Source organism: Vulcanimicrobium alpinum (assembly GCF_027923555.1).
In the GTDB taxonomy this organism is placed as follows: Bacteria; Vulcanimicrobiota; Vulcanimicrobiia; order Vulcanimicrobiales; family Vulcanimicrobiaceae; genus Vulcanimicrobium; species Vulcanimicrobium alpinum.
Window position 1 is genome coordinate 98,120 of record NZ_AP025523.1, and the last position, 18,596, is coordinate 116,715.

Sequence of the window (18,596 nt, forward strand, 5' to 3'; positions counted from 1 at the left end):
GCGACGTTCACGCATCGGGGATCGTTAGCGTTCCGCGGATCACCGTGACCGCGGAGCCTGCGACGGTGATGCGTCCGATCGCATCGGGCGGCGTCCCCGTGACGCGCACGTGCGCGCAGCCGGGCCGCCGCACGTGCATCCCCTGCACCACGTCGTAGGCGGAGTCGCGCACGATCCCGTAGCGCGCGCAGTAGCCCGCCATCCCGCCGGTCGCCGAGCCGGTGAACGGGTCTTCGATCACGTCGCCGAAATCCGCGAAGTGCCGCGCCGCGAACGCGACGCCGGCGGGATCGCGCGCATCGGCGCGCGCGAAAACGTGGACGGAGAACCAGTCGCGGCCGGGATGGTCGTACAGCGCGTGCCGATCGGGCCGGCAGCGGTCGAGCGCGTCGCGCGACGCAAGCGCGATCATCAACTGCTTGGTCCCGGTGCTCACCGTCTGCGGCGTCGTGCCGGCGAGAATGTCGTCGTCGTCGAGCCCGAGCGCCGCCGCCGCGTGCGCGCGCGCGAACGTGTCGTGAAACGTCGGCGGAGGCTGCGACATCGCGTAGACGGGCGGCGTCCCGTGGCCGATCGTCACCGGCACGATCGCGGCGGGCATGCGCACGCGAAGCACGTCGGAGTCCGCGGCGATCCGCCCGGCTTCGGCGAGCGCGTGCGCGGTCGCGATCGTCGGATGGCCGGCCAGCGGGATCTCGGCGATCGGGGTGAAGTAGCGCACCGCAACGTCGGCGTCGGCGGCGCCGGGAAAGACGAAGCTCGTCTCGGAGAGGTTGATCTCGCGCGAGATACGCTGCATCGCCGCGTCGTCGAGGCCGCGCGCGTCGAGCACCACCGCGCAGGCGTTGCCCTCCAGCGGCACCGTCGTGAACGCATCGACCCAGGATATCTCGAACGAACGCGCCATGCGCTCCGTTTCGCCGAGGTGCGTTCGAGGCGCTCCCGGGGTAACGACCGGAGGGCATGGCCAAGCGCGTTCTCTTCGCGGTGAACCCGCGTGCCCGCAGCGGGCGTCCGGAACGCGACCGTTCGGCCGCCGCGCTGCGGGCGCGCGGACATACCCTCGTCCCGGTCGAGCTGAGCGGCGCGAGCGGCGAGCTCTCGCGCGCGATCGTGGCACACCGCGACGCGGTCGACGCGGTGCTGGTCGGGGGCGGCGACGGGACGCTGCTCACCGCGCTCCCGGGGCTCGTCGAAACAAAGCTCCCGCTCGCGATTCTGCCGCTGGGAACGTTCAACGAGCTCGCCCGCACGCTCGGCGTCCCCCACGATCCCGAGGCGGTCGCGGCGCTGCTCGACGAGGGCGCCTCGATCCCGCTCGACGTCGGCTGCGTCAACGGGGTGTTCTACTTCAACGAAGCGTCGGTCGGGCTCTCGACGCGCGTCGCGCGCCTGCAGACGGGGCAGGTGAAACGTGCGCTCGGAATGCTTGCGATCCCGGTGACGACGGTGCGCGCGATGCGCTGGCTGCGTCCGATGCATCTCGAGGTCGTCGACGAGCGGGGTGAGGTGCGGCGCCTGCGCGCCGTCCAGCTCACCGTCGCCAACAGTTACCGCTTCGGCGGCGTCGTCGAGAACCCCGAAGGGAGCCTCGAAGACGGGAAGTTGTGGCTGTACTCGATCGACGTGCGCGGCTGGTGGAGCGCGCTGCGCGTCGTCGGCGCGGTGCTGGTGCGCCGGTTCGCGCACACGCCGGACGTCGTCGCGGTGCGCGGCTCGCGCTTCACGGTGCGGTCGGTTCACGGGCGCGCGCACCGCGTGTTCGCCGACAGCGAGGACGTCACGCATCTGCCGGCGGAGTTCTCGATCGTCCCGCACGGCGTGACGGTCTTCGTGCCGAGCGAACGGGTCGACGCGATCCGATGAGCCGGATGCTGGACTTCATGCGGCCGCAGTACTACGCGCCGCGCATCAGCGCCGTCGACCCGGCGGAACTTCGCGATCGCGGCGTCCGCGGCGCGATCGTCGATCTCGACAACACGCTCGTCGGCTTTAGCTCGACCGCGCCGCTGGCCGAGGATGCAGACTGGGTCGCACGCGCGAACGAGGCCGGCGTGCGGGTCGTCGTGCTCACCAACAACGGAACGCCCTGGGCGGCGGGCGTCGCTCGCGATCTGGGCGTGCCGTGCATCGCGAAGGCGCGCAAGCCGCTGCCGCACGGGTTCCGGCGCGCCCTGCGCGTCCTCGGCTTGGCGGCGCACGAAGCGATCGTTATCGGCGACCAGCTCTTCACCGACGTGCTCGGCGCGAAACTCGCCGGCTTGGCGGTCATTCTCGTCGAACCGATCGTGCGCCGCGACCCGTGGAACACGTTGCCGCTGCGCTGGGCGGAAGGCATCGTGCTGCGCGGCGTTCCGCGCGTGTGACGATGGACGATCGCATCACGCAGGCGTGGGCGCGGCTGGGCGCGATCGCGCAGGCCGAGCACGCCGACTCGCGGATCGCGCCGGGTTCGCTCACCCGCGCGTGGCTGCCCGGCCAGGTCGTGCCGACCGCGATCGTGCTCCTGCACGGAATCACCAACGCGCCGCCGCAGTACGCGCTGCTCGGCGACCAGCTCGCCGCGCGCGGTCATGCCGTCATCGTCCCGCGCATGCCGTATCACGGCTTTCGCGACCGGCTGACCGATGCGATCGCCGCGCTGCGCGCACCCGAGATGCAGGCCGCGGCGCTCGACGCCGTCGCGATCGCGGCGCTGAGCGGACGGCGCGTCGTCGTGGCGGGAATCTCGGTCGGGGCGGTGCTCGCCGGATGGCTGGCTGCGCGCACCGCGATCGACACGGCGATCGCGATCGCGCCGTTCTGCGGGATTCGCGAACTCGCCGGGGGCGCCAACGATGCGCTGGGATGCGCGCTGCGCGCGCTCCCGAACCGGTTCGCGTGGTGGGATCCGCGCCGCAAGGAAGCGCAGCCGCCGCCCCACGGCTATCCGCGGTTCGCGACCCGGACGCTCGGCGAGTCGCTCGCGATCTCGACCGCGCTGGTCGACCCGGGCGCGCGCGTCCATGCGCGTCGCGCGTTCGTCGTCCTCAACGCGCGCGATCCGATCGTGAACAACCCGTTCGCGCGCCGGCGCTTCGCGCGGCTGGTGCGCTTCGGCGTCGACGTCGTCCCGGTGACGCTCGACGGGCTGCCGGAGATCCACGACATCATCGAACCGGAGATCCCCGAGGCGCGGACGGACCTCGTCTATCCGCGCCTGATCGAGCTCATCGAACGGCCGTAGTCAGCGATGCCGCGGGCGCCGCATAGCGCACGATGACGGCGAACGCGGCGCACAGCGTCGCCGTCCCGAGCAGCAGGCCGCCGAGCACGTCGGTCGCGTAGTGCGCGCCGAGCGCCAGGCGCGACCACGCGATGCCGGCCGCGCATGCGCTCAGCGCGATCGCGAGCAGCGCGTCGACGGCGCGCGGGAACGGAGCGTGCCACGCGAGGATCGCCAGGCCGACGAAGAACACGATCGCGGTGACGGCATGCCCGCTCGGAAACGAGAGATCGGGCTCGTGCGGCCCGAGGAAGCCGTTGGGCCGGACGCGATGGAAACCGAGTTTCACCAACGCGTTGAGCGCCTGCGAGATGACCTGCGCAGCGATCACCACGAGCACCGGCATCACGTTCGCGCGCAGCGTCATCGCGAGGCCGACGGCGAGCACGCCGATCGGCAGCAGGACGTACCAGCGCCCGAGGCTAGTGAAGAACAGCGCGAGCGGGACACCGTGGCCGCGCAGCGCGACCGCGGCCTGGTCGAGCGCACCGGGCGGGCGCGTCGAGACGAGCGCGCCGACGACGAGCATCGCGCAGCACGAAACCAGCGCGATCAGGAGCAGGCGCAACGTCACGGAACGTAGACCCGCAGCGCGCGCGGCACGACGCGGAACCGCGCAGGCGTCTTCTCGAACAGCGACCCGTCGATGCTGATGCGCTGACGGGCGCGTGCGCGGACGACGAATCCCTCGGCGGTGATGACGTGGGCGTCGGGCAGACGCGTCTGCGTGTCGCGTCCGATCGCGAGATAGGTGCGCAGCGCGCCGATCCGCGACGGATCGTCGGTGGTGAACAGGTTGAGCCGGCCGTCGGTGATCGTCGCGTCGGGCGTCACCGGCGTCGAGCCGAAGTAGCGTCCGTTGGCGATGATGATGTCCTGCGTGCGCAGCGTGAGCTTGCCGCCGCGCCACGCGATCTTCGCGCGAAACGGGCGGTGCGAGAGCAGCGGCTTCGCGGCGGCGATCGCGTACGCGATCGGGCCCAAGAGGCCCTTTGCACCGGTCGACGTCGCACCGGCGATCTCCGAGGAGAGCCCGATCGTCGCAAAGTTCGCGAAGTGCGTGCCGTTCACGCGCCCGAGATCAACCTTCTCGACCTTGCCGCCGGCGATGACGCGGACGGCGGCATCGACGTCGTGGGTCGCGATCCCGAGCGACTGCGCGAAGCTGTTGCCGGTGCCGAACGGGACGACGCCCAGCACGCTCTCGCGGTGCGCGAGGACGTCGACCGCATGCGCCATCGTTCCGTCGCCGCCGCCGACGACGATCGTCGGGACCTGGCTTTTGGCGGCGCGCTTGACGAAGCGCCGCACCTCGACGTGTCCGGTCGCGACGTGAAACGCGCCGACGGTGATGCCGTGCGCATCGAGCGCCGCGTGCAGGTTGCCGAGTTCGTGCGTCGTCTGGCGGGACGTGCGGTTGACGATCACGACCGCGTCGCGGCCCGCCCATTCCTTGTCAGCGATCGTCGTCGCCTCCGGCGCGGCCGCCGATATCCGCCGCCCCGGCCGTCGGAATGGCGTCGTTCCGGTTCAGCCGCAGCTCGGGCGTGTCGTCATCCTCGTCTGCACCAAGGTCGAGTTCCGTCGGGATCTCCTCGAACTCGTCGGTATCTCCGCCGCCGGTCATCGTTGTTCTCTCCTCGTCCGCACGTGCTTCCCGGCGTTCGTTCCCACAAATCGAAGCAGCCGAACGTCCCGCACGTCGCCGACCGGCACGCCAGGTGGCGGTAGGCCCATCCCGTAGCACAGGGCGTGCGATATCGAAAACTCGGACGATGGGGAATGCGCGTCTCGGCGGTGGGGCTCGGCTCGTGGCTGACCTACGGCGGCAGCGTGGAGGAAGATGCGGCGCGTGCCTGCATGAAGCGCGCCTTCGAGCGCGGCGTGACGTTCTTCGACACGGCGAACGTGTACGCGCGGGGGCGCGCGGAAGAAGTCGTCGGGCGTCAAGTGCGCGAGTTTCCGCGCGAGCAGATCGTCTTGGCGACCAAACTGTATTTTTCAATGGGCGACGGGCCGAACGACCGCGGTCTCTCGCGCAAGCACATCCGCGAGCAGATGGACGCGTCGCTGCGGCGGCTTCACGTCGACTACGTCGACTTGTACCAGTGCCATCGCTACGACGTGCACACGCCGCTCGACGAGACGGTGCAGGCGATGAACGATCTGGTGCGCGCCGGCAAGACGCTGTACTGGGGCGTGAGCGAGTGGGACGCCGACCAGATCGCGGCGGCGGTGCATCTCGCCCGCGCGCGCGGCTGGGCGGAGCCGGTGTCGAATCAGCCGCAGTACAGCGCGCTGTGGCGGCGGGTCGAGCCGCGCGTGTTTCCGACGTGCGCGGAGTACGGGCTGGGCAACGTCGTGTGGTCGCCGCTCGCGATGGGGATTCTCACCGGCAAGTACACCGACGCCGCGAAGCCGCCGGCGGGGACGCGCGCCGCCGGGTCGTCGGCCGACATGATGGAGGACTATTTCACCCAGCCCGTGCTCGACGCCGTACAGCGTCTGCGCCCGCTCGCCGACGAAGCGCGCTGCACTCTTGCGCAGCTCGCGCTGGCGTGGTGTCTTCAGCGCGATGTCGTCGCGTCGGTGATCGTGGGGGCGACGCGTCCGGAACAGGTCGACGACAACGTCGCCGCCGCCGATCTCGAGATCGATCCGGAGATCTTCCGCCGCATGGACGACATCCTCGCCCCCGTCGCACCCTTCGAACCCTACACGTCCTGACGCAACGTCGCGCTTCGACATGCTCAGCGTGACGGGGACGGCTCGTCGCCGGAGGCGTTGTCGTCGTGCACGAGCGTTCCGAGGAACGCGCCGAGGATGTCTTGAGGAGCGTTGTTCTGCGGGCCGCCGATGACGCTCCAGTCGAAGTATTTGTTCACGTCGGAGCGCCGCAGCGTCGCTTCGAGCGTTTCCAGCGCTTCGTCTGACGTGATCATCCACAGCAGCACGACTGCGTCGACTTCGCGTGCGCGTTCCATCACGTGATAGCGATAGGCCCAGATGACGCCTTCATCGTCCTCGACGAACGCTTCGTTGAGTTGGGCGACGCGATTCTCCAGAAACCGCGTCGCATCGCCGGCGTCGAGCCCGTACCAAGCGGGCTTGGGGATGAACGTCGTGAGGTAGAACTGCGGTGGGCTGTCGTCGTCGTCGTCGTCGATCTCGTCGATGTCGTCGAGCGGGTCCCGCGGATCCTGGGGGTCCATCCGGGCGAGTGTACCCGTTTGCGGCGGCCGGTCCCCGCCGCAGCGGCGTGCAGCCCGAGGTTTTCCGCGCCGGCGGAAACGAGCGTCTCGTCGCACTCGACGTCGATGAGGTGTCCGCATGTTCTCGTCCGACCCGCCCGAAGATGCGCGCGTGCGCGACTTCTACGAGGACGCGCGGGCCGGCGACGGATACGTGAACCTGGCGCACGTGTGGGCGTGGCGTCTCGAGGTGTGCGATGCGTTCAACCGGACGCGGAACGTCCTGCGCGAATAGTCGACGCGCTGCGTTCGGCCGGCCCGTCGACGCGGCGGCTCAATCGTAGACGCCGCGCACGCTCCACGCGCTGCCTTCGCGCGCGATGCGCAGCAGCGCGCCGTCGTCGAGGCACACGTCGTATTCGTCGCGTGCGAGCGGCGTGCCGTCGCCGGTCGCCGGCCCCCACCAGCGTTCCTCGACGCGCCACGGCCCCGCCGCGTCGACGACCTGCTGCGGCGGTGAGCCGACGAAGCGCGGCGCGCCGTCGAGCACGCGCACGTCGACCGGACGCGGCTCGACGACGCGCAGTTGCAGCGTCGCCGCGGCCGGGAGCGGCGCGGGCGCGGCGTGCGGCACGCCCGGTTTCGTTGCGAGCGTCTCGATCGTGAACGGTTCGAGCGCGAAGCGGCGTTCGATGCGCGGTCCGTCGACGACGCGCGCGCGCAGCGCCGAGCCTTCGCCGAGCGCCGCGTCGAGCCGCGCCAGGACGACGCCGATCGCATCGGGGTCGGGATCGCTCGCCGCGAACAGCGAGAGCGCGACGCCGCCCGACGCCAGCTCTTCCGCCACGAGCCGCAAGCCGACGACGGGCGCCGGAAGCACGACGCCTTCCAGCCGCGCGCGCAAGAGTTCGAAGAGCGTCGCCGGCACCGCGGTCGGCTGCGCGACGCGCGTGTGGACCGTGCGCGCTTCACCGTCTTCGCACTCGAGCGTCAGCACGAGGCGGCCGGCGCGTTTCCCCGCCGCCGAAAGATCGTCGACGACCCACCCGACGAGCGTGCGCAACGCGAAGAGCACCTGCTCTTCCGACGTCGTTTCGCCTTCGCCGTAGAGGACGCGGTCGACGCGCAGCGCGCGCGGACGCGGGCGCAAGGGCCGCTCGTCGATCCCGCGCGCGCGGTCGTGCCACGCCGCCGCTTCGGCGCCGAACCGGCGGACGAACGGCCCGTGGGGAAGCGCCGCAAGGTCGCCGAGCGTCGTCACGCCGAGCAGCCGCAGCCGCTCGACGACGGCCGGATCGATCGCGAGCAGTTCGAGCGGGAGCGGCGCCACGAACGCCGCCGGATCGTCCCCGCAGATCGCCCCGTCGCCGATCCGCGTCGCTGCCCGCGCCGTGAACCGATTCGGCCCGCACCCGATCCGCGCCGCAAACTCACTCGGAGTTCCGAGCCCGTCGCAGGAGCGAAGGGCGGCCCGCACCGCGCCGATCCACGCCGCAGGATCCCCCGCGATCCCCTGCATCTCGAGAAACGCGCACCCGAGCCCGTCATCCTCGACCAGCGGCGACGCGGCGTCGAGCGCCTCGAGGACTTCGTGCCACACCCGCCCGTCGGCGACGGGATCGTCGACGACCGTGCGCGCCTCGTTGGCGACCGCCTGCGCCTGCGTCAGCGTCAGCCCGGGCCGCACCCCCAGCGCCGCCGCCGTCAGCGTGCAGTCGACGACCCGTCCGCGTTCGAGCTTGTCGGCGAGGATCAGCGGCGCGTCGAGATCGACGCCTGGGACGGTCAGCTTCGCGACGGCTAGGCGGAACGCGGGGATCCAGACGCAGACGACGGGCATGGGCGGAGCCAGAGAGTATCGAACATACATTCGATTGTCAATATCGCGAGAGGTGCGGATGTTCGCGTCTCGCGAGAACCGAAACGCACGCTCATCGCGCCGCTGCAGCGGCGTTTCCCGCGACGGGGGAGGGAGGAAGCAATGGACGACGCCTCCGCTGCACGCGCATCGGAACGCTACGGCGCGCTGTGGGTCGTTTGCGCCGTCGTCTTCGCAGTCGGCGCGGCGATCGCGTTCTACACGATTCCCACCGGGAGCGACGCGTTCTTCGCATACGCCGGGCGGGCGATGCTGAAGGGGCGCGTCCTGTACCGCGACGTGTGGGACAACAAGCTGCCCAGCATCTACTGCATCAACGCGCTCTGGCAGGTCCTGTTCGGCTCGCAATGGGTGCTGCGCTACGCCGCACAGCTCGGCGTTCTGCTCGCGACGGTGTTGCTGTTCGCCGTTTTCGCGCGCGGCGAAGGGGTCCGTTTCCGGGGGCCCGCAACCTTTGCGCTCTCCGTTCTGCTCTCCATGCCGCCGCTGCAGCATTTCGGATATACCGAACCGTACGCGCTGGCGTTCATCATGGCTGCGCTCGTCGCCATGCAGCGGCGCGCCCCGATCGCGAGCGGCATCTTCCTGTGCCTCGCCGCAACGTTGTGGATTCCGGCGGCGCTGACGGCGATCGCGATCCTCCTGTATCAGCGCGAGCGGCAAGCGCGGATTCGTTTCCTCCTCAGCTTTGCGATTTCGGCGCTGGTTTACGGTGCGTTGATGATCGTCGTCCTCAGTCCGCCGGTTGTGGGCTCGCTGATCCACGACATGCGCAGCTACGAGAGCATGAAATTGCAGGCGGACGCAAAGGGGTTCAAGGGCGTGGTGCTCCATCTGCTCGCGACGCTCGAGTCGACCGCGCTGATCGTTCCGACTGTTCTCGCGATCGGCACGATCCGCACGCCGGCGACGCGGACGGAGCGCTTCGCGGTGACATGGCTCGCGTGCGCGCTCGCCGGCGCGTTCATCAACCTCAACCTGTTCCAGCACTACTTCATCCCGGCGGCGGCTCCGCTCGTGTTCGCCGTCGCCGTCTTCTGGGATTGGGCGCGGATGCCGCGGACCCGTCGCGTCGTGCTGGCGGTCCTGGTCATCGCGCTGATCGTCCGTCTCCCTTCGATCGCGGCGGCGATGCAGGACGGCATCGCTGCCGGGAAGGACGAGGCAGCCGCGACGGCCGCCGCAGGCAGAACGCTCGATGCCGCGCTGCCGAAGCAAAGCCGAATCCTGGTCGTCGGCACCTTTAACGGGATCTATCTCAGCGCGAATCGTGACGCTTCGGGTCGCTTCGCGAACGCGTTCGGCTTCGCGCTCGCCTCTCCCGATCAGCAGCGGTCGCGGCAGACGCAGTATCTCGACGATGCGCGGCATGCCGACGCCGTCGTCGTCGTGAACGCCGGCAGCATCGGACGCTTCGCAGCGCTCGACGGTCTCCTGCGATCCGACTTTCGGCCGGTCTGCGTCGGCAGCATCCCGCAGATCGAGATCTCTTTCAATCGCCGGCTCGGCGCGCTCCAACCGCCCTGCTCCTCCCCCTGAGGCGCAGCCGGCGGAGATACGGATGCGCCGGCGTAATACGCGCACGATGACGAAGATCGCCGTCACCGGCGCCGCCGGAACGATCGGAAAGCCGCTCTGCACCGAGCTCGCGCGCGATCACGACGTCGTGCGCATCGATCTGCACGACGCCGACGTGATCGCCGACATCCGCGAGCTCGAACCGCACGTGCGCGCGTTCGCCGGCTGCGAAACGGTCGTGCATCTCGCGGGGATTCCGTCGGTGACGTCGTCGTGGGACGAGGTCCACGGCATCGACATCGGCGGCACGTACGTCGCGTTCGAAGCGGCGCGGCGCACCGGCGTCAAACGCGTGATCTTCGCGAGTTCGAATCACGCCGTCGGCCAGTACGAAGTCGACGCCGGTGCGGCGCTCTACGAACCGGCGTACGGGCTCGTCGTCGGCGTCGGCGCCCCGTATCGCCCCGACAGCCTCTACGGCGTGTGGAAAGCGTACGGCGAAGCGCTGGGGCGATACTACAGCGACGCGTTCGGTCTGCAGGTGACGTGCACGCGCATCGGTTCGATCACGGCCGCCGACCGCCCCGACGATCCGAGCGTCGCCGACTCGTCGGGCTGGCTCGATCTCACCGTCGAGCAGAAATTCAAACGCTACGCCGCGACGTGGATGTCGCAGCGCGATTACGCGCGGCTCGTGCGTGCGATCATGGCGCACGACGTCCCGTTCGCGATCGTCTACGGCGTCGGCGACAACGCAACGCGGTTCTGGGATCTCGAACCGGGACGCGCGCTGTTCGGCTTCTGGCCGCTCGACGGGGTACGCGAACGCGGCTGACGCCGCAGACGTTCTCCGGACATGATCGTCGCCGCGCTCGCGCTGGTCGCCGTCCTGCCCACCTACGGGCCGCTCCCGGCCCCCTCGCCGACCGCGCCGCCGGGGATGCGGATCCCGGTCGCGCCGACCGAAGCGCTGATCGTCAACTCCGGCTCGACCAACACCGCCGGCTATCGCCTGCGCGTCGACAGCGCGGGCCGCACGACGCTGCAGCAGGGCGACATCGCACTGCGAAAGACGGTCTCCGTCCGGCTGGCGCAACGGTTCTTCGCCGATCTGCGCGCGGCGGGTCCGCTCGACGCGATGCGACCGGCGCGCTGCATGAAGAGCGCGTCGTTTGGGACGACGATGACGATCGTCTATCGCGGGAAGACCTCGCCCGACGTCTCGTGCGCGAGCGCCGGCCGCCGCCTCGACGAGGACGCGCTCGCGCTCGCCGACGCCGCCGGCGTCACGATCACCGCGCGGCCGCTTCCGGGCGGGCCGTAGACGCTTGCGCGGCTGCGTCGAGCGCGGCACATGAAGCCGCGCTGAAAGCGCGGTGAGCGTTCTCTGAGATCGCGTGCATTCGCCGGATGCGCTGCGTAGGATGACTGCACGGACACCGCATCCGCTCGCATTCATCCGCATCTTCCGGAGGTCCCGATGTTCAAGAAAGCCATCATCGCCGCTGCGCTCATGACCTCGCTGGTCGCGCCGCTCGCGGCGCTCGCCGACGGTGAAGTCGAACAGCGCATCGACAGCCAGCAGACCCGCATCAACCAGGGCGTGCAGAACGGCTCGCTGACCTACGGCGAGTACCATCGTCTCGACAACGGACTCGACCGCATTCAGGCCCAGCGCGCGCGCGATCTGCGCCGCAATGACGGGCATCTGACGCCGGCGGAATACCGCCGGCTCAACCGCGAGCAGAACCGTCTCTCGGATCGCATCTACTTCGACAAGCACAACCGCGCGCATCAGCACCGCTAGTCGCGTCACGAAGTCGCCCGGCGTGCATGCACGGACGCTGCCGCGACGTGCACGAACGGACGCTCGCGCACGTCGGTGAAGTCCGGGCGGTCTTCGAAACCCTCGCAGCGCACGAGCGCGTCGCCCGCCGGGGCGGCGCGTTTGTGTTTGCGCACGACCGCGCGCACGTCGAACCCCGCCAGCTCACCGCAATGGCCCGATGCGCCGTTCCAGCGCACACGCTCGATCGCCGTCTCGAGCCGCACCGAGGCGAAGTAGCGCAGTTCGGTCGACGCTTCGTCGCCCAGCGCGATCAGCAGCGCGTTCGCGCGATGGGTCAGGCTCGCCAGCCGCGTCCAGGTCGCCTGGCCGGTGCCGCGGCCGCTGGGAAGCGCCGGGATCACGACGACGGTGAACGCTCCGGAGCGCACGACGATGTCGGCGGCCCGCGCCGCCGCGAGCGGTTCGGCCGCGGGGACGAGCAGCAGCCGCTCGAGACGCACCCCCGCCGCCGCGAGCGCCGGCGGGAAGAGGTGGATCCCGATCAGCGCGCCGAGGCCGGTGCGGGTCGCGGACGCCAGCAGGCGTGCGGCGAGCGCCCCGCGGCCCGAACTCGGCGGCCCCTCCAGCGTCCCGATCGTGCCGCGGTGGAATCCGCCGCCCAGGATGGCGTCGAGCTCGGCGAATCCGGTGCGCACCAGGGCCTCGTCGCCGAGCGCGAAGGCGGCCGCCGTCGCGTCGCGGTGGCGGCGTTCGAGCCGCTCGCGAAGTGCCGCGAACGCCTGGCCTGGAGGCGCCGAGGGGGCGGGGTCGACGGGCATCGGACGCCCAGTGTAATCGAACGTATGTTCGATGTCAATGGCGATCGGGGCGGCGCTTCGACGGGCTCAGCGTGACCGGGGGAGGGGTTCAGCGTGACCGAGGGACGCGCTCGGCGCGACCGCGGGGAAGGGACGGAACGGTTGGGCGGGGATGATCCCGAGAACCTGTGACCGCACTGCCTACGATCTCCGCCTCGGCGATTCGCGTCGAGCCGCTTGCCTACGTCGACCGTACCCTCGCCAACGGGTTGCGCGCGATCCTCGTCCCCGACCGCCGCGTCCCCTCGGTCGCGATCAACGTCGCCTACCGCGTCGGCGGAAAGGACGATCCGCCGGGACGCTCGGGGTTCGCGCACCTCTTCGAGCACTTGATGTTCAAGGGCACGTCGCGCACCGCGCCCGAGACGATCGATCGCCTCACCGAAGACGTCGGCGGCTACAACAACGCCTTCACGTCCGAAGACATCACCAACTACTACGAAGTGGTGCCGTCGAATCACCTCGAGCGCCTGCTGTGGGCGGAAGCCGATCGGCTCGCCTCGCTGACGGTGAACGACGCGAACTTCGCGACCGAACGCGACGTCGTGATCGGCGAGTACGATCAGCGCATCCTCGCCGAGCCCTACGGGATGCTCGACGAGCTCGTGAACCGCGAAGCGTATCGCGTGCACCCCTACGGGCGCGGCGTGATCGGCAGCCCCGACGAGCTCAACGCCGCATCGCTCGACGACGTGAAGGCGTTTCATGCGACGTACTACCGGCCCGACAACGCGGTGCTGGTCGTCGCGGGCGACCTCGACGTCGACGAGACCTGGCGCTGGATCGAACGCCACTTCGGGGCGATCGCCACGCCGCCGTCGCCGGTGCCGCGCGTCGTCGCCGTCGAGCCCGAACAGACCGCCGAGCGCGTGTACGAGCATCGCGCGGCGAACGTCCCGCTCGCGGCGGTCGAAGAGGCGTATCACATCCCCGCCGCGGCGCATCCCGACGCCGCGGCGCTCGACGTGCTCGAGACGATCCTCGGCGCCGGACGTTCGTCGCGCTTGTATCAGTCGCTGGTGTACACGCAGCAGCTCGCGACGAGCGCGTGGGCGTCGGCCGATCTGCGCCAGCAGCCCGGACTCTTCAGCGTGCGCCTCACCTGCGCGCGCGGCGTGACGCTCGAGGCCGGTCACGCGGCGCTGCGCGCCGAGCTCGAGCGGATTCGCGACGCGGCGCCGAGCGAGGCGGAGATGGCACGCGTCGGCACCCAGATCGCAAGCGCGCTGGTGCGCTCGCGGCAGACCTCGAGCGGCGTCGCTTTAGCACTCGTTCGCGCGACGACGGAGCGCGGCGATCCGGCGGCCGTCAACGGCGATCTGGACCGTTATCTCGCAGTCACCGCGGCCGACGTGCTGCGCGTCGCGCACACGTATCTGCGGCCCGAGAACCGCACCGTGATCCGGTACCTTCCGCAGTGACCGATCTGCAGAACGCCCCGCCGGCCGCCGGTCCGCCGCGCGACGCGACGATCGCGCGCGCCGAAGAGCGCATCCTCGACAACGGCCTGCGCGTCGTCGCGTTCGAACAGCGCAGCCTGCCGCTGATCGCAGCGCAGCTCGTCGTGCGCTCGGGCGGCGCCGACGAACGCGAAGACGAAGCCGGCCTCGCGGCGCTGGTCTCGGCGCTGCTGACGCAAGGCACGGCGGAGCGCGGCGCGACCGAACTCGCCGCCGCCGTCGACGCGCTCGGCGCGCGGCTCGACGCGGCGTCGGGCTACGATGCGTCGGTCGTCAGCGTCAGCGCGACGACGCCGGCGTTTCCCGCCGCGTTCGCGCTGCTCGACGAGGTCGTGCGGCGGCCGGCGTTCTCCGCGCACGAGGTCACGCGCGTGCGCGCCAAATCGATCTCCGATCTCGCGCTGACGTACGCGAATCCGAGCGCCGTCGCGCGCCTGGTCGCGCAGCGCGTCGCATACGGCAGCGCACCCTACGGCCACCCGCTGGCCGGCACGGCCGCGACGCTCGAACGGCTCGATCGCGAGGGCGTCGCCTGGTTTCACAACGCGTACTACCGGCCCGACGACGCCGCGCTCATCATCGGCGGCGACATCCCGATCGACGACGCGTTCGTACTCGCGCAGCGCGTGCTCGGCGAGTGGCGCGCGCCGAACGTGCCGCTGGCGCCGCGCCCGCACGGCGCGATCCCGCCGCCGCGCGCCCGCGTCGTGATCGTCGACAAACCGGAAGCCGGCCGCACCGCGCTGGTCGCGGGCCGCGTGACGATCGAACGCCGTTCCCAAGATTATTATCCGGCCGTCGTCGCGACCGCCGTGCTCTCCGGGTACAGCGGCCGCCTCAATCAGGAGATTCGCGTCAAGCGCGGGCTCTCGTACGGTGCGGGCGCGTCGCTCTCGGCGCGCCGGATGCCGGGGCTGTTCACCGCGTCGACGCTGGTCGATCACGCGCGCGCCGTCGAGGCGACCGACGTGACGCGGGCGACGCTACGGTCGCTCGTCGATGCGCCGGCGACCGACGACGATCTGATCGCTCGCAAAGCGACGGTCACCGGCGGGTTCTTTCGAGGCATCGAGACGATCGACGGCGTCGCCGCCGCGCTCGCCGAGCACGTCCTCTACGACGTGCCGATCGACGACCTCCAGCACTTCGCCCGGCGCGTGCAGGACGTCGACGCGGCGAGCGTCGGTGATTTCGCGAGCCGCGAACTCGCCGGCGAGCTGTTCGTCGTCCTCGCCGGAGACGCGTCGCGCTTCGCCTCGACGCTCGCGACGAAGCACGACGTGCACGTGATCCCAGCCGGCACGCTCGATCTCGGCAACGCGGCGGGGTTCGCATAATGCCGAACACGCAGATCGTCCGTCATCCCGAGCGCGCCGCCTACGATCGCTCGACCGTCGACGCGATCCTCGACGCCGCATACATCGCGCATCTCGGCGCGATCGTGGACGGCGCACCGGTCGTGCTGCCGTACGTGTGCGCGCGCATCGGCGACGAGCTCGTGCTCCACGGCTCGCGCCTCGCGGGAACGCTCACGGTGATTGCGCAGGGAACGCCGGTGTGCACGACCGTCACGCACGTCGACGGGCTCGTCCTCGCGCGCAGCGCGTTTCACACGTCGATGAACTATCGCTGCGCGGTCGTGCACGAACGCGCGCGGCTGGTCGACGATCCGGCGGAGAAAGCGCGCATGCTCGACGCGATGTTCGAGCGGATCCTGCCCGGACCCGCGACGCAGGTGCGCGCGATGACGGACGGCGAGCGCGAGGCGACGTGCGTGATCGCGCTTCCGCTCGACGCCGCGTCGGCGAAGGTCCGCATAGGCGGCGCGATCGAGCCCGCCGCCGACGGCGATCCGTCGGTGTGGGCGGGCGTCGTTCCGCTCGCGTTGCGCGCGGGGACACCGCAGCCCGACGCCGTCACCGGCGCGGATGCGCCGCCGCCGCAGTTACGGTAGCAGCAGCAGTTTTCCGGTCGTCTTGCGCGCTTCCAGATCGCGGTGCGCCTGCGCCGCGTCGGCCAGCGGATACGCCGCGCCGATGCTCGCCTTGAGCTTGCCGTGCTCGACGTACGCGAAGAGCTCCCGGGCGCGCTGCTGCACTTCCTCGGCGGTGCGCGTGTAGTCGACCAGCGTGGGGCGCGTGAGGTAGACGGAGCCGGCCGCGGCGAGCTTCAGCGGGTCGACCGGCGGCGTCGGTCCGCTGGCGTTGCCGAACACGACCAGCATCCCGCGCGGACGGAGCGTCGAGAGCGAGCGTTCCCACGTGTCTTTGCCGACCGAATCGTACGCGACGTCGACGGCATGGCCGCCGACGAGACGGCGCGTCGCTTCGGCGAAGTCTTCGTCGGCGTAGACGACGACGTGATCGGCGCCGGCCGCTTTCGCGATCGCCGCTTTTTCGGCGGTGCCGACGGTCGCGATCACCGTCGCGCCGCGCACCTTCGCGAGCTGCACGAGCAATTGACCGACACCGCCGGCGGCGGCATGGATCAGCGCGACGTTGCCGGGCTGCAGCGGAAAGGTGTCGTGCGTAAGGTAGTGCGCCGTGAACCCTTGCAGCATCAGCGCGCAGGCGGTGCGGTCGTCGACGTCGCCCGGAACTTCGACGAGAAATTGCGGCTCGACGACGTTCGCCTCGGCGTAGCCGCCGGCGCCGGCCTGCGTGTACGCGACGCGCGTCCCCTTCGCAAAGCCGGTGACGCCCTCGCCGACGGCCTCGACGACGCCCGCACCCTCGCGGCCGAGGATGGTCGGCAACGGGCCTTTGTAGAGGCCGGTGCGGACGTAGACGTCGATGTAGTTGATCCCCGAGACCACGTGCCGGACGAGCACCTGGCCCGGGCCGGGCGCCGGGACCGGGACGTCGACGTACTCGAGAACTTCGGGACCGCCGTTGCGGTCGATGCGTATCGCCTTCACGGTCGCTCGGACCGCAGCAAGCGCAGCGCGGTTTCCGTCGCGCGCGTGCGGGTACTCCTGTGGTCGTGGAACGTCCGGATCTCTATGAAGACGACCTGACCGAAGAGCGCTATCCGACTCCGGCTGAGCGCGATCGCGAAGCGGGCGAGACGACGCTCGATCCCGACACGCTCGGCGACGGCGACGCCGACGGTTAGCGGAACTCGTCGGCGCCGGTCGTCGACGAGGTTCCGGGGACCGGCGGCGCCTCGCGCTCGTCGCGGAAGAGGTACGTTGCCGACATGCGGTCGAGCGCGTTCTCCGGCGCCGCGTCGACCAGACGCGCGACGTGTTCGAGGTCGCGCTGCAGGCGCGCCGCGAACGTCTCCCCGCCGATCGCCTCGCTGAGCGCGCCGGCGGCGCCGCGCAGGTGATATTCGATCCGGACGGCGACGTGCGTGCGCCGCGGAGCGAGCGCTTCGAACGTGACCTGCCCGCGGTGTGAGGTGCCGTCGACCGCACGCCACGCCAGGCGGCGGTCGGGGATCGAGCCGTCGTCGACCGCGTCGAACTCGGTCCGCCCGATCGCGTCGACCACCCAGTGCGTGCGCCGGTCGTCGACGCGACGCACGTCTTTGACGAAGGTCATCAGCTTGGGCAGCTCTTCGACGCGCGCGAACAGCGCGTAGAGCTTCGCCGCGGGTGCATTCATGCTGACCGCCGCAGTGTGCTGTGCCATCGTTCTCCCTCCGACGATACCGGCCGTTCGCAAGTACAGCGTACCCGCGCGCGTGGGTACGTACCAGCCCTGATGAACGCGTTTTTGGACCTGGGACTCCTCAAGGCGACTGTCGCCCGCTTCAACGCCGACAAGGCTCCGCGCCTTGCGGCGGCGCTGTCTTACACCACCGTCTTCGCGGTCGCCCCCGTCATCATCATCGTCGTCGCGATCGCCGGCTACGTCGTCGGCGTCGCCAATGGAACCGGGCACGGTCATCACGTCGTCGAGGACCGGCTGATTGGCGCGATCGCAAGCTCGGCCGGGCAGGGAGCGGCCGAGACCGTGCGCCAGATGGTGACCGCGAGCTTCGACAAGCCGCGGCAGTCGATCGCCGCCCAAGTGATCGGTTGGATCACGTTCATCGTCGGCGCGGTCGGGCTGTTCGCCGCGCTCCAGGATGCGCTCAACACGGTCTGGCACGTCGAGCCGCAGAAGCGCACGATCTTCGTCGCGATTCGCGAACGCATCGCGTCGTTCGGGATGCTGCTCGCGATCGGTTTTCTGCTCCTCGTCACCACGCTCGCGAACGCCGTGATCGCGGTGATCAACGCGCGCATCGCGGCGCTGCTGCCCTTCGCCGGCGCCGGCGTGCTGTTCGGCGTGATCAACGTCGTCGTCTCGATCGCGCTGATCGCAGGGCTGTTCGCGCTGATGTACCGCTACCTGCCCGACACCGAGATCACTTGGCGCGACGTGTGGCCGGGGGCGATCGTCACCGCGGTCGCGTTCGTGATCGGCCAGAGTCTCATCTCGCTCTACATCGCGCACGCCGGGATCGGCTCGGGATACGGCGCGGCGGGCTCGCTGCTGGTGATCCTGGTGTGGGTATACTACTCGTCGATGCTGCTGCTCTTCGGCGCCGAGTTCACGGCGGTCTCGAAGGAGCGCCGCGCCGCGGCGCCGGCCGCGACGCACTCCGCGAACGGCGCACCGCCGCGCGCCGCCGCAGCCGGACGCTGA

General features: G+C 70.5%; 23 protein-coding genes. 14 read left to right on the top strand and 9 right to left on the bottom strand.

The genetic code is table 11. The features are described 5' to 3' along the window. Positions 1-7: 7 nt before the first annotated feature. Entirely contained in the window at positions 8-907 is a 900-nt protein-coding gene (locus WPS_RS00440) for a PhzF family phenazine biosynthesis protein (RefSeq protein ID WP_317995901.1), read from the bottom strand. A gap of 56 nt (positions 908-963) precedes the next feature. Between WPS_RS00440 and WPS_RS00445 the strand changes: the two genes are divergently transcribed. Genes WPS_RS00445 through WPS_RS00455 form a run of 3 tightly spaced genes read left to right on the top strand, consistent with a single transcriptional unit; the run spans position 964 to position 3,226 of the window. Continuing rightward, positions 964-1,866 (top strand): diacylglycerol kinase family protein, encoded by a 903-nt coding sequence (locus WPS_RS00445; protein WP_317995902.1) that lies wholly within the window; start codon positions 964-966, stop codon positions 1,864-1,866. Then, a complete protein-coding gene (locus WPS_RS00450; protein ID WP_317995903.1) occupies positions 1,863-2,366 on the top strand; it encodes a YqeG family HAD IIIA-type phosphatase in 504 nt (167 codons plus the stop codon). The genes WPS_RS00445 and WPS_RS00450 overlap by 4 nt, the downstream gene beginning before the upstream one ends. Positions 2,367-2,368: 2 nt before the next feature. Next, complete coding sequence (locus tag WPS_RS00455) at positions 2,369-3,226, top strand: alpha/beta hydrolase (protein WP_317995904.1); 858 nt, start codon at positions 2,369-2,371, stop codon at positions 3,224-3,226. On the opposite strand, the gene WPS_RS00460 is transcribed toward WPS_RS00455, so the two are convergent. The 3 genes from WPS_RS00460 to WPS_RS00470 are packed head-to-tail and all read right to left on the bottom strand — an operon-like array spanning position 3,210 to position 4,892. Continuing rightward, a complete protein-coding gene (locus tag WPS_RS00460; protein WP_317995905.1) occupies positions 3,210-3,839 on the bottom strand; it encodes a phosphatase PAP2 family protein in 630 nt (209 codons plus the stop codon). The two genes, WPS_RS00455 and WPS_RS00460, sit on opposite strands and share 17 nt — an antisense overlap. After that, positions 3,836-4,693: a diacylglycerol/lipid kinase family protein gene (locus tag WPS_RS00465; RefSeq protein WP_317995906.1), complete on the bottom strand. Its 858-nt coding sequence runs from the start codon at positions 4,691-4,693 to the stop codon at positions 3,836-3,838. Before WPS_RS00465 ends, WPS_RS00460 begins: the two co-directional genes overlap by 4 nt. Positions 4,694-4,721: 28 nt before the next feature. Further along, positions 4,722-4,892, bottom strand: a complete 171-nt coding sequence (locus WPS_RS00470; RefSeq protein WP_317995907.1) for a hypothetical protein — start codon at positions 4,890-4,892, stop codon at positions 4,722-4,724. A 155-nt stretch (positions 4,893-5,047) separates the two neighbouring features. Here WPS_RS00470 and WPS_RS00475 point away from each other — a divergent pair, with 155 nt between their 5' ends. Then, on the top strand, positions 5,048-5,992 hold the full coding sequence (locus WPS_RS00475) for an aldo/keto reductase family protein (protein ID WP_317995908.1): 945 nt from the start codon (positions 5,048-5,050) through the stop codon (positions 5,990-5,992). Between the two features lie 23 nt (positions 5,993-6,015). On the opposite strand, the gene WPS_RS00480 is transcribed toward WPS_RS00475, so the two are convergent. Beyond that, entirely contained in the window at positions 6,016-6,477 is a 462-nt protein-coding gene (locus WPS_RS00480; RefSeq protein ID WP_317995909.1) for a hypothetical protein, read from the bottom strand. Positions 6,478-6,595: 118 nt separating this feature from the next. Here WPS_RS00480 and WPS_RS00485 point away from each other — a divergent pair, with 118 nt between their 5' ends. Further along, positions 6,596-6,751: a hypothetical protein gene (locus tag WPS_RS00485; RefSeq protein ID WP_317995910.1), complete on the top strand. Its 156-nt coding sequence runs from the start codon at positions 6,596-6,598 to the stop codon at positions 6,749-6,751. Positions 6,752-6,790: 39 nt separating this feature from the next. On the opposite strand, the gene WPS_RS00490 is transcribed toward WPS_RS00485, so the two are convergent. Then, positions 6,791-8,296, bottom strand: coding sequence for a Y-family DNA polymerase (locus WPS_RS00490; protein ID WP_317995911.1), 1,506 nt, complete (start codon positions 8,294-8,296; stop codon positions 6,791-6,793). Positions 8,297-8,437: 141 nt separating this feature from the next. Between WPS_RS00490 and WPS_RS00495 the strand changes: the two genes are divergently transcribed. From WPS_RS00495 to WPS_RS00510, 4 genes are all read left to right on the top strand, one after another. After that, a complete protein-coding gene (locus tag WPS_RS00495) occupies positions 8,438-9,874 on the top strand; it encodes a hypothetical protein (RefSeq protein ID WP_317995912.1) in 1,437 nt (478 codons plus the stop codon). Positions 9,875-9,920: 46 nt separating this feature from the next. Then, a complete protein-coding gene (locus WPS_RS00500; RefSeq protein ID WP_317995913.1) occupies positions 9,921-10,688 on the top strand; it encodes an NAD-dependent epimerase/dehydratase family protein in 768 nt (255 codons plus the stop codon). A 21-nt stretch (positions 10,689-10,709) separates the two neighbouring features. Continuing rightward, positions 10,710-11,177, top strand: coding sequence for a hypothetical protein (locus WPS_RS00505; protein ID WP_317995914.1), 468 nt, complete (start codon positions 10,710-10,712; stop codon positions 11,175-11,177). A gap of 156 nt (positions 11,178-11,333) precedes the next feature. Next, complete coding sequence (locus WPS_RS00510) at positions 11,334-11,660, top strand: hypothetical protein (RefSeq protein WP_317995915.1); 327 nt, start codon at positions 11,334-11,336, stop codon at positions 11,658-11,660. Between the two features lie 5 nt (positions 11,661-11,665). Here WPS_RS00510 and WPS_RS00515 read toward each other — a convergent pair whose 3' ends face one another. Then, positions 11,666-12,460 (bottom strand): P-loop NTPase family protein, encoded by a 795-nt coding sequence (locus tag WPS_RS00515; RefSeq protein WP_317995916.1) that lies wholly within the window; start codon positions 12,458-12,460, stop codon positions 11,666-11,668. A gap of 167 nt (positions 12,461-12,627) precedes the next feature. On the opposite strand from WPS_RS00515, the gene WPS_RS00520 reads away from it, so the two are divergent. From WPS_RS00520 to WPS_RS00530, 3 genes are read left to right on the top strand one after another with little or no spacing between them, the layout of a single operon-like run. Beyond that, positions 12,628-13,920 (top strand): M16 family metallopeptidase, encoded by a 1,293-nt coding sequence (locus tag WPS_RS00520; RefSeq protein ID WP_317995917.1) that lies wholly within the window; start codon positions 12,628-12,630, stop codon positions 13,918-13,920. Then, entirely contained in the window at positions 13,917-15,296 is a 1,380-nt protein-coding gene (locus WPS_RS00525) for a M16 family metallopeptidase (RefSeq protein WP_317995918.1), read from the top strand. The genes WPS_RS00520 and WPS_RS00525 overlap by 4 nt, the downstream gene beginning before the upstream one ends. Continuing rightward, the gene (locus WPS_RS00530; protein ID WP_317995919.1) at positions 15,296-15,913 is read left to right on the top strand and encodes a pyridoxamine 5'-phosphate oxidase family protein; all 618 of its coding nucleotides are present in this window, start codon (positions 15,296-15,298) and stop codon (positions 15,911-15,913) included. Before WPS_RS00525 ends, WPS_RS00530 begins: the two co-directional genes overlap by 1 nt. Here the strand turns inward: WPS_RS00530 and WPS_RS00535 are convergent. Continuing rightward, the gene (locus WPS_RS00535) at positions 15,905-16,876 is read right to left on the bottom strand and encodes a quinone oxidoreductase family protein (RefSeq protein WP_317995920.1); all 972 of its coding nucleotides are present in this window, start codon (positions 16,874-16,876) and stop codon (positions 15,905-15,907) included. The two genes, WPS_RS00530 and WPS_RS00535, sit on opposite strands and share 9 nt — an antisense overlap. 65 nt (positions 16,877-16,941) lie before the next feature. Here WPS_RS00535 and WPS_RS00540 point away from each other — a divergent pair, with 65 nt between their 5' ends. Beyond that, positions 16,942-17,073: a hypothetical protein gene (locus tag WPS_RS00540; RefSeq protein WP_317995921.1), complete on the top strand. Its 132-nt coding sequence runs from the start codon at positions 16,942-16,944 to the stop codon at positions 17,071-17,073. Here WPS_RS00540 and WPS_RS00545 read toward each other — a convergent pair. Next, positions 17,070-17,594 (bottom strand): SRPBCC family protein, encoded by a 525-nt coding sequence (locus tag WPS_RS00545; protein ID WP_317995922.1) that lies wholly within the window; start codon positions 17,592-17,594, stop codon positions 17,070-17,072. The two genes, WPS_RS00540 and WPS_RS00545, sit on opposite strands and share 4 nt — an antisense overlap. A 72-nt stretch (positions 17,595-17,666) precedes the next feature. Between WPS_RS00545 and WPS_RS00550 the strand changes: the two genes are divergently transcribed. Then, the gene (locus WPS_RS00550) at positions 17,667-18,596 is read left to right on the top strand and encodes a YihY/virulence factor BrkB family protein (RefSeq protein ID WP_317995923.1); all 930 of its coding nucleotides are present in this window, start codon (positions 17,667-17,669) and stop codon (positions 18,594-18,596) included.

Excerpts from the sequence above, each read along its gene's own strand:
- WPS_RS00440 (WP_317995901.1), bottom strand. The coding sequence starts at position 907 with ATGGCGCGTTCGTTCGAGATATCCTGGGTCGATGCGTTCACGACGGTG.
- WPS_RS00445 (WP_317995902.1), top strand. The coding sequence starts at position 964 with ATGGCCAAGCGCGTTCTCTTCGCGGTGAACCCGCGTGCCCGCAGCGGG.
- WPS_RS00450 (WP_317995903.1), top strand. The coding sequence starts at position 1,863 with ATGAGCCGGATGCTGGACTTCATGCGGCCGCAGTACTACGCGCCGCGC.
- WPS_RS00455 (WP_317995904.1), top strand. The coding sequence starts at position 2,369 with ATGGACGATCGCATCACGCAGGCGTGGGCGCGGCTGGGCGCGATCGCG.
- WPS_RS00470 (WP_317995907.1), bottom strand. The coding sequence starts at position 4,892 with ATGACCGGCGGCGGAGATACCGACGAGTTCGAGGAGATCCCGACGGAA.
- WPS_RS00475 (WP_317995908.1), top strand. The coding sequence starts at position 5,048 with ATGCGCGTCTCGGCGGTGGGGCTCGGCTCGTGGCTGACCTACGGCGGC.
- WPS_RS00480 (WP_317995909.1), bottom strand. The coding sequence starts at position 6,477 with ATGGACCCCCAGGATCCGCGGGACCCGCTCGACGACATCGACGAGATC.
- WPS_RS00485 (WP_317995910.1), top strand. The coding sequence starts at position 6,596 with ATGTTCTCGTCCGACCCGCCCGAAGATGCGCGCGTGCGCGACTTCTAC.
- WPS_RS00490 (WP_317995911.1), bottom strand. The coding sequence starts at position 8,296 with ATGCCCGTCGTCTGCGTCTGGATCCCCGCGTTCCGCCTAGCCGTCGCG.
- WPS_RS00495 (WP_317995912.1), top strand. The coding sequence starts at position 8,438 with ATGGACGACGCCTCCGCTGCACGCGCATCGGAACGCTACGGCGCGCTG.
- WPS_RS00500 (WP_317995913.1), top strand. The coding sequence starts at position 9,921 with ATGACGAAGATCGCCGTCACCGGCGCCGCCGGAACGATCGGAAAGCCG.
- WPS_RS00505 (WP_317995914.1), top strand. The coding sequence starts at position 10,710 with ATGATCGTCGCCGCGCTCGCGCTGGTCGCCGTCCTGCCCACCTACGGG.
- WPS_RS00510 (WP_317995915.1), top strand. The coding sequence starts at position 11,334 with ATGTTCAAGAAAGCCATCATCGCCGCTGCGCTCATGACCTCGCTGGTC.
- WPS_RS00515 (WP_317995916.1), bottom strand. The coding sequence starts at position 12,460 with ATGCCCGTCGACCCCGCCCCCTCGGCGCCTCCAGGCCAGGCGTTCGCG.
- WPS_RS00530 (WP_317995919.1), top strand. The coding sequence starts at position 15,296 with ATGCCGAACACGCAGATCGTCCGTCATCCCGAGCGCGCCGCCTACGAT.
- WPS_RS00545 (WP_317995922.1), bottom strand. The coding sequence starts at position 17,594 with ATGGCACAGCACACTGCGGCGGTCAGCATGAATGCACCCGCGGCGAAG.
- WPS_RS00550 (WP_317995923.1), top strand. The coding sequence starts at position 17,667 with ATGAACGCGTTTTTGGACCTGGGACTCCTCAAGGCGACTGTCGCCCGC.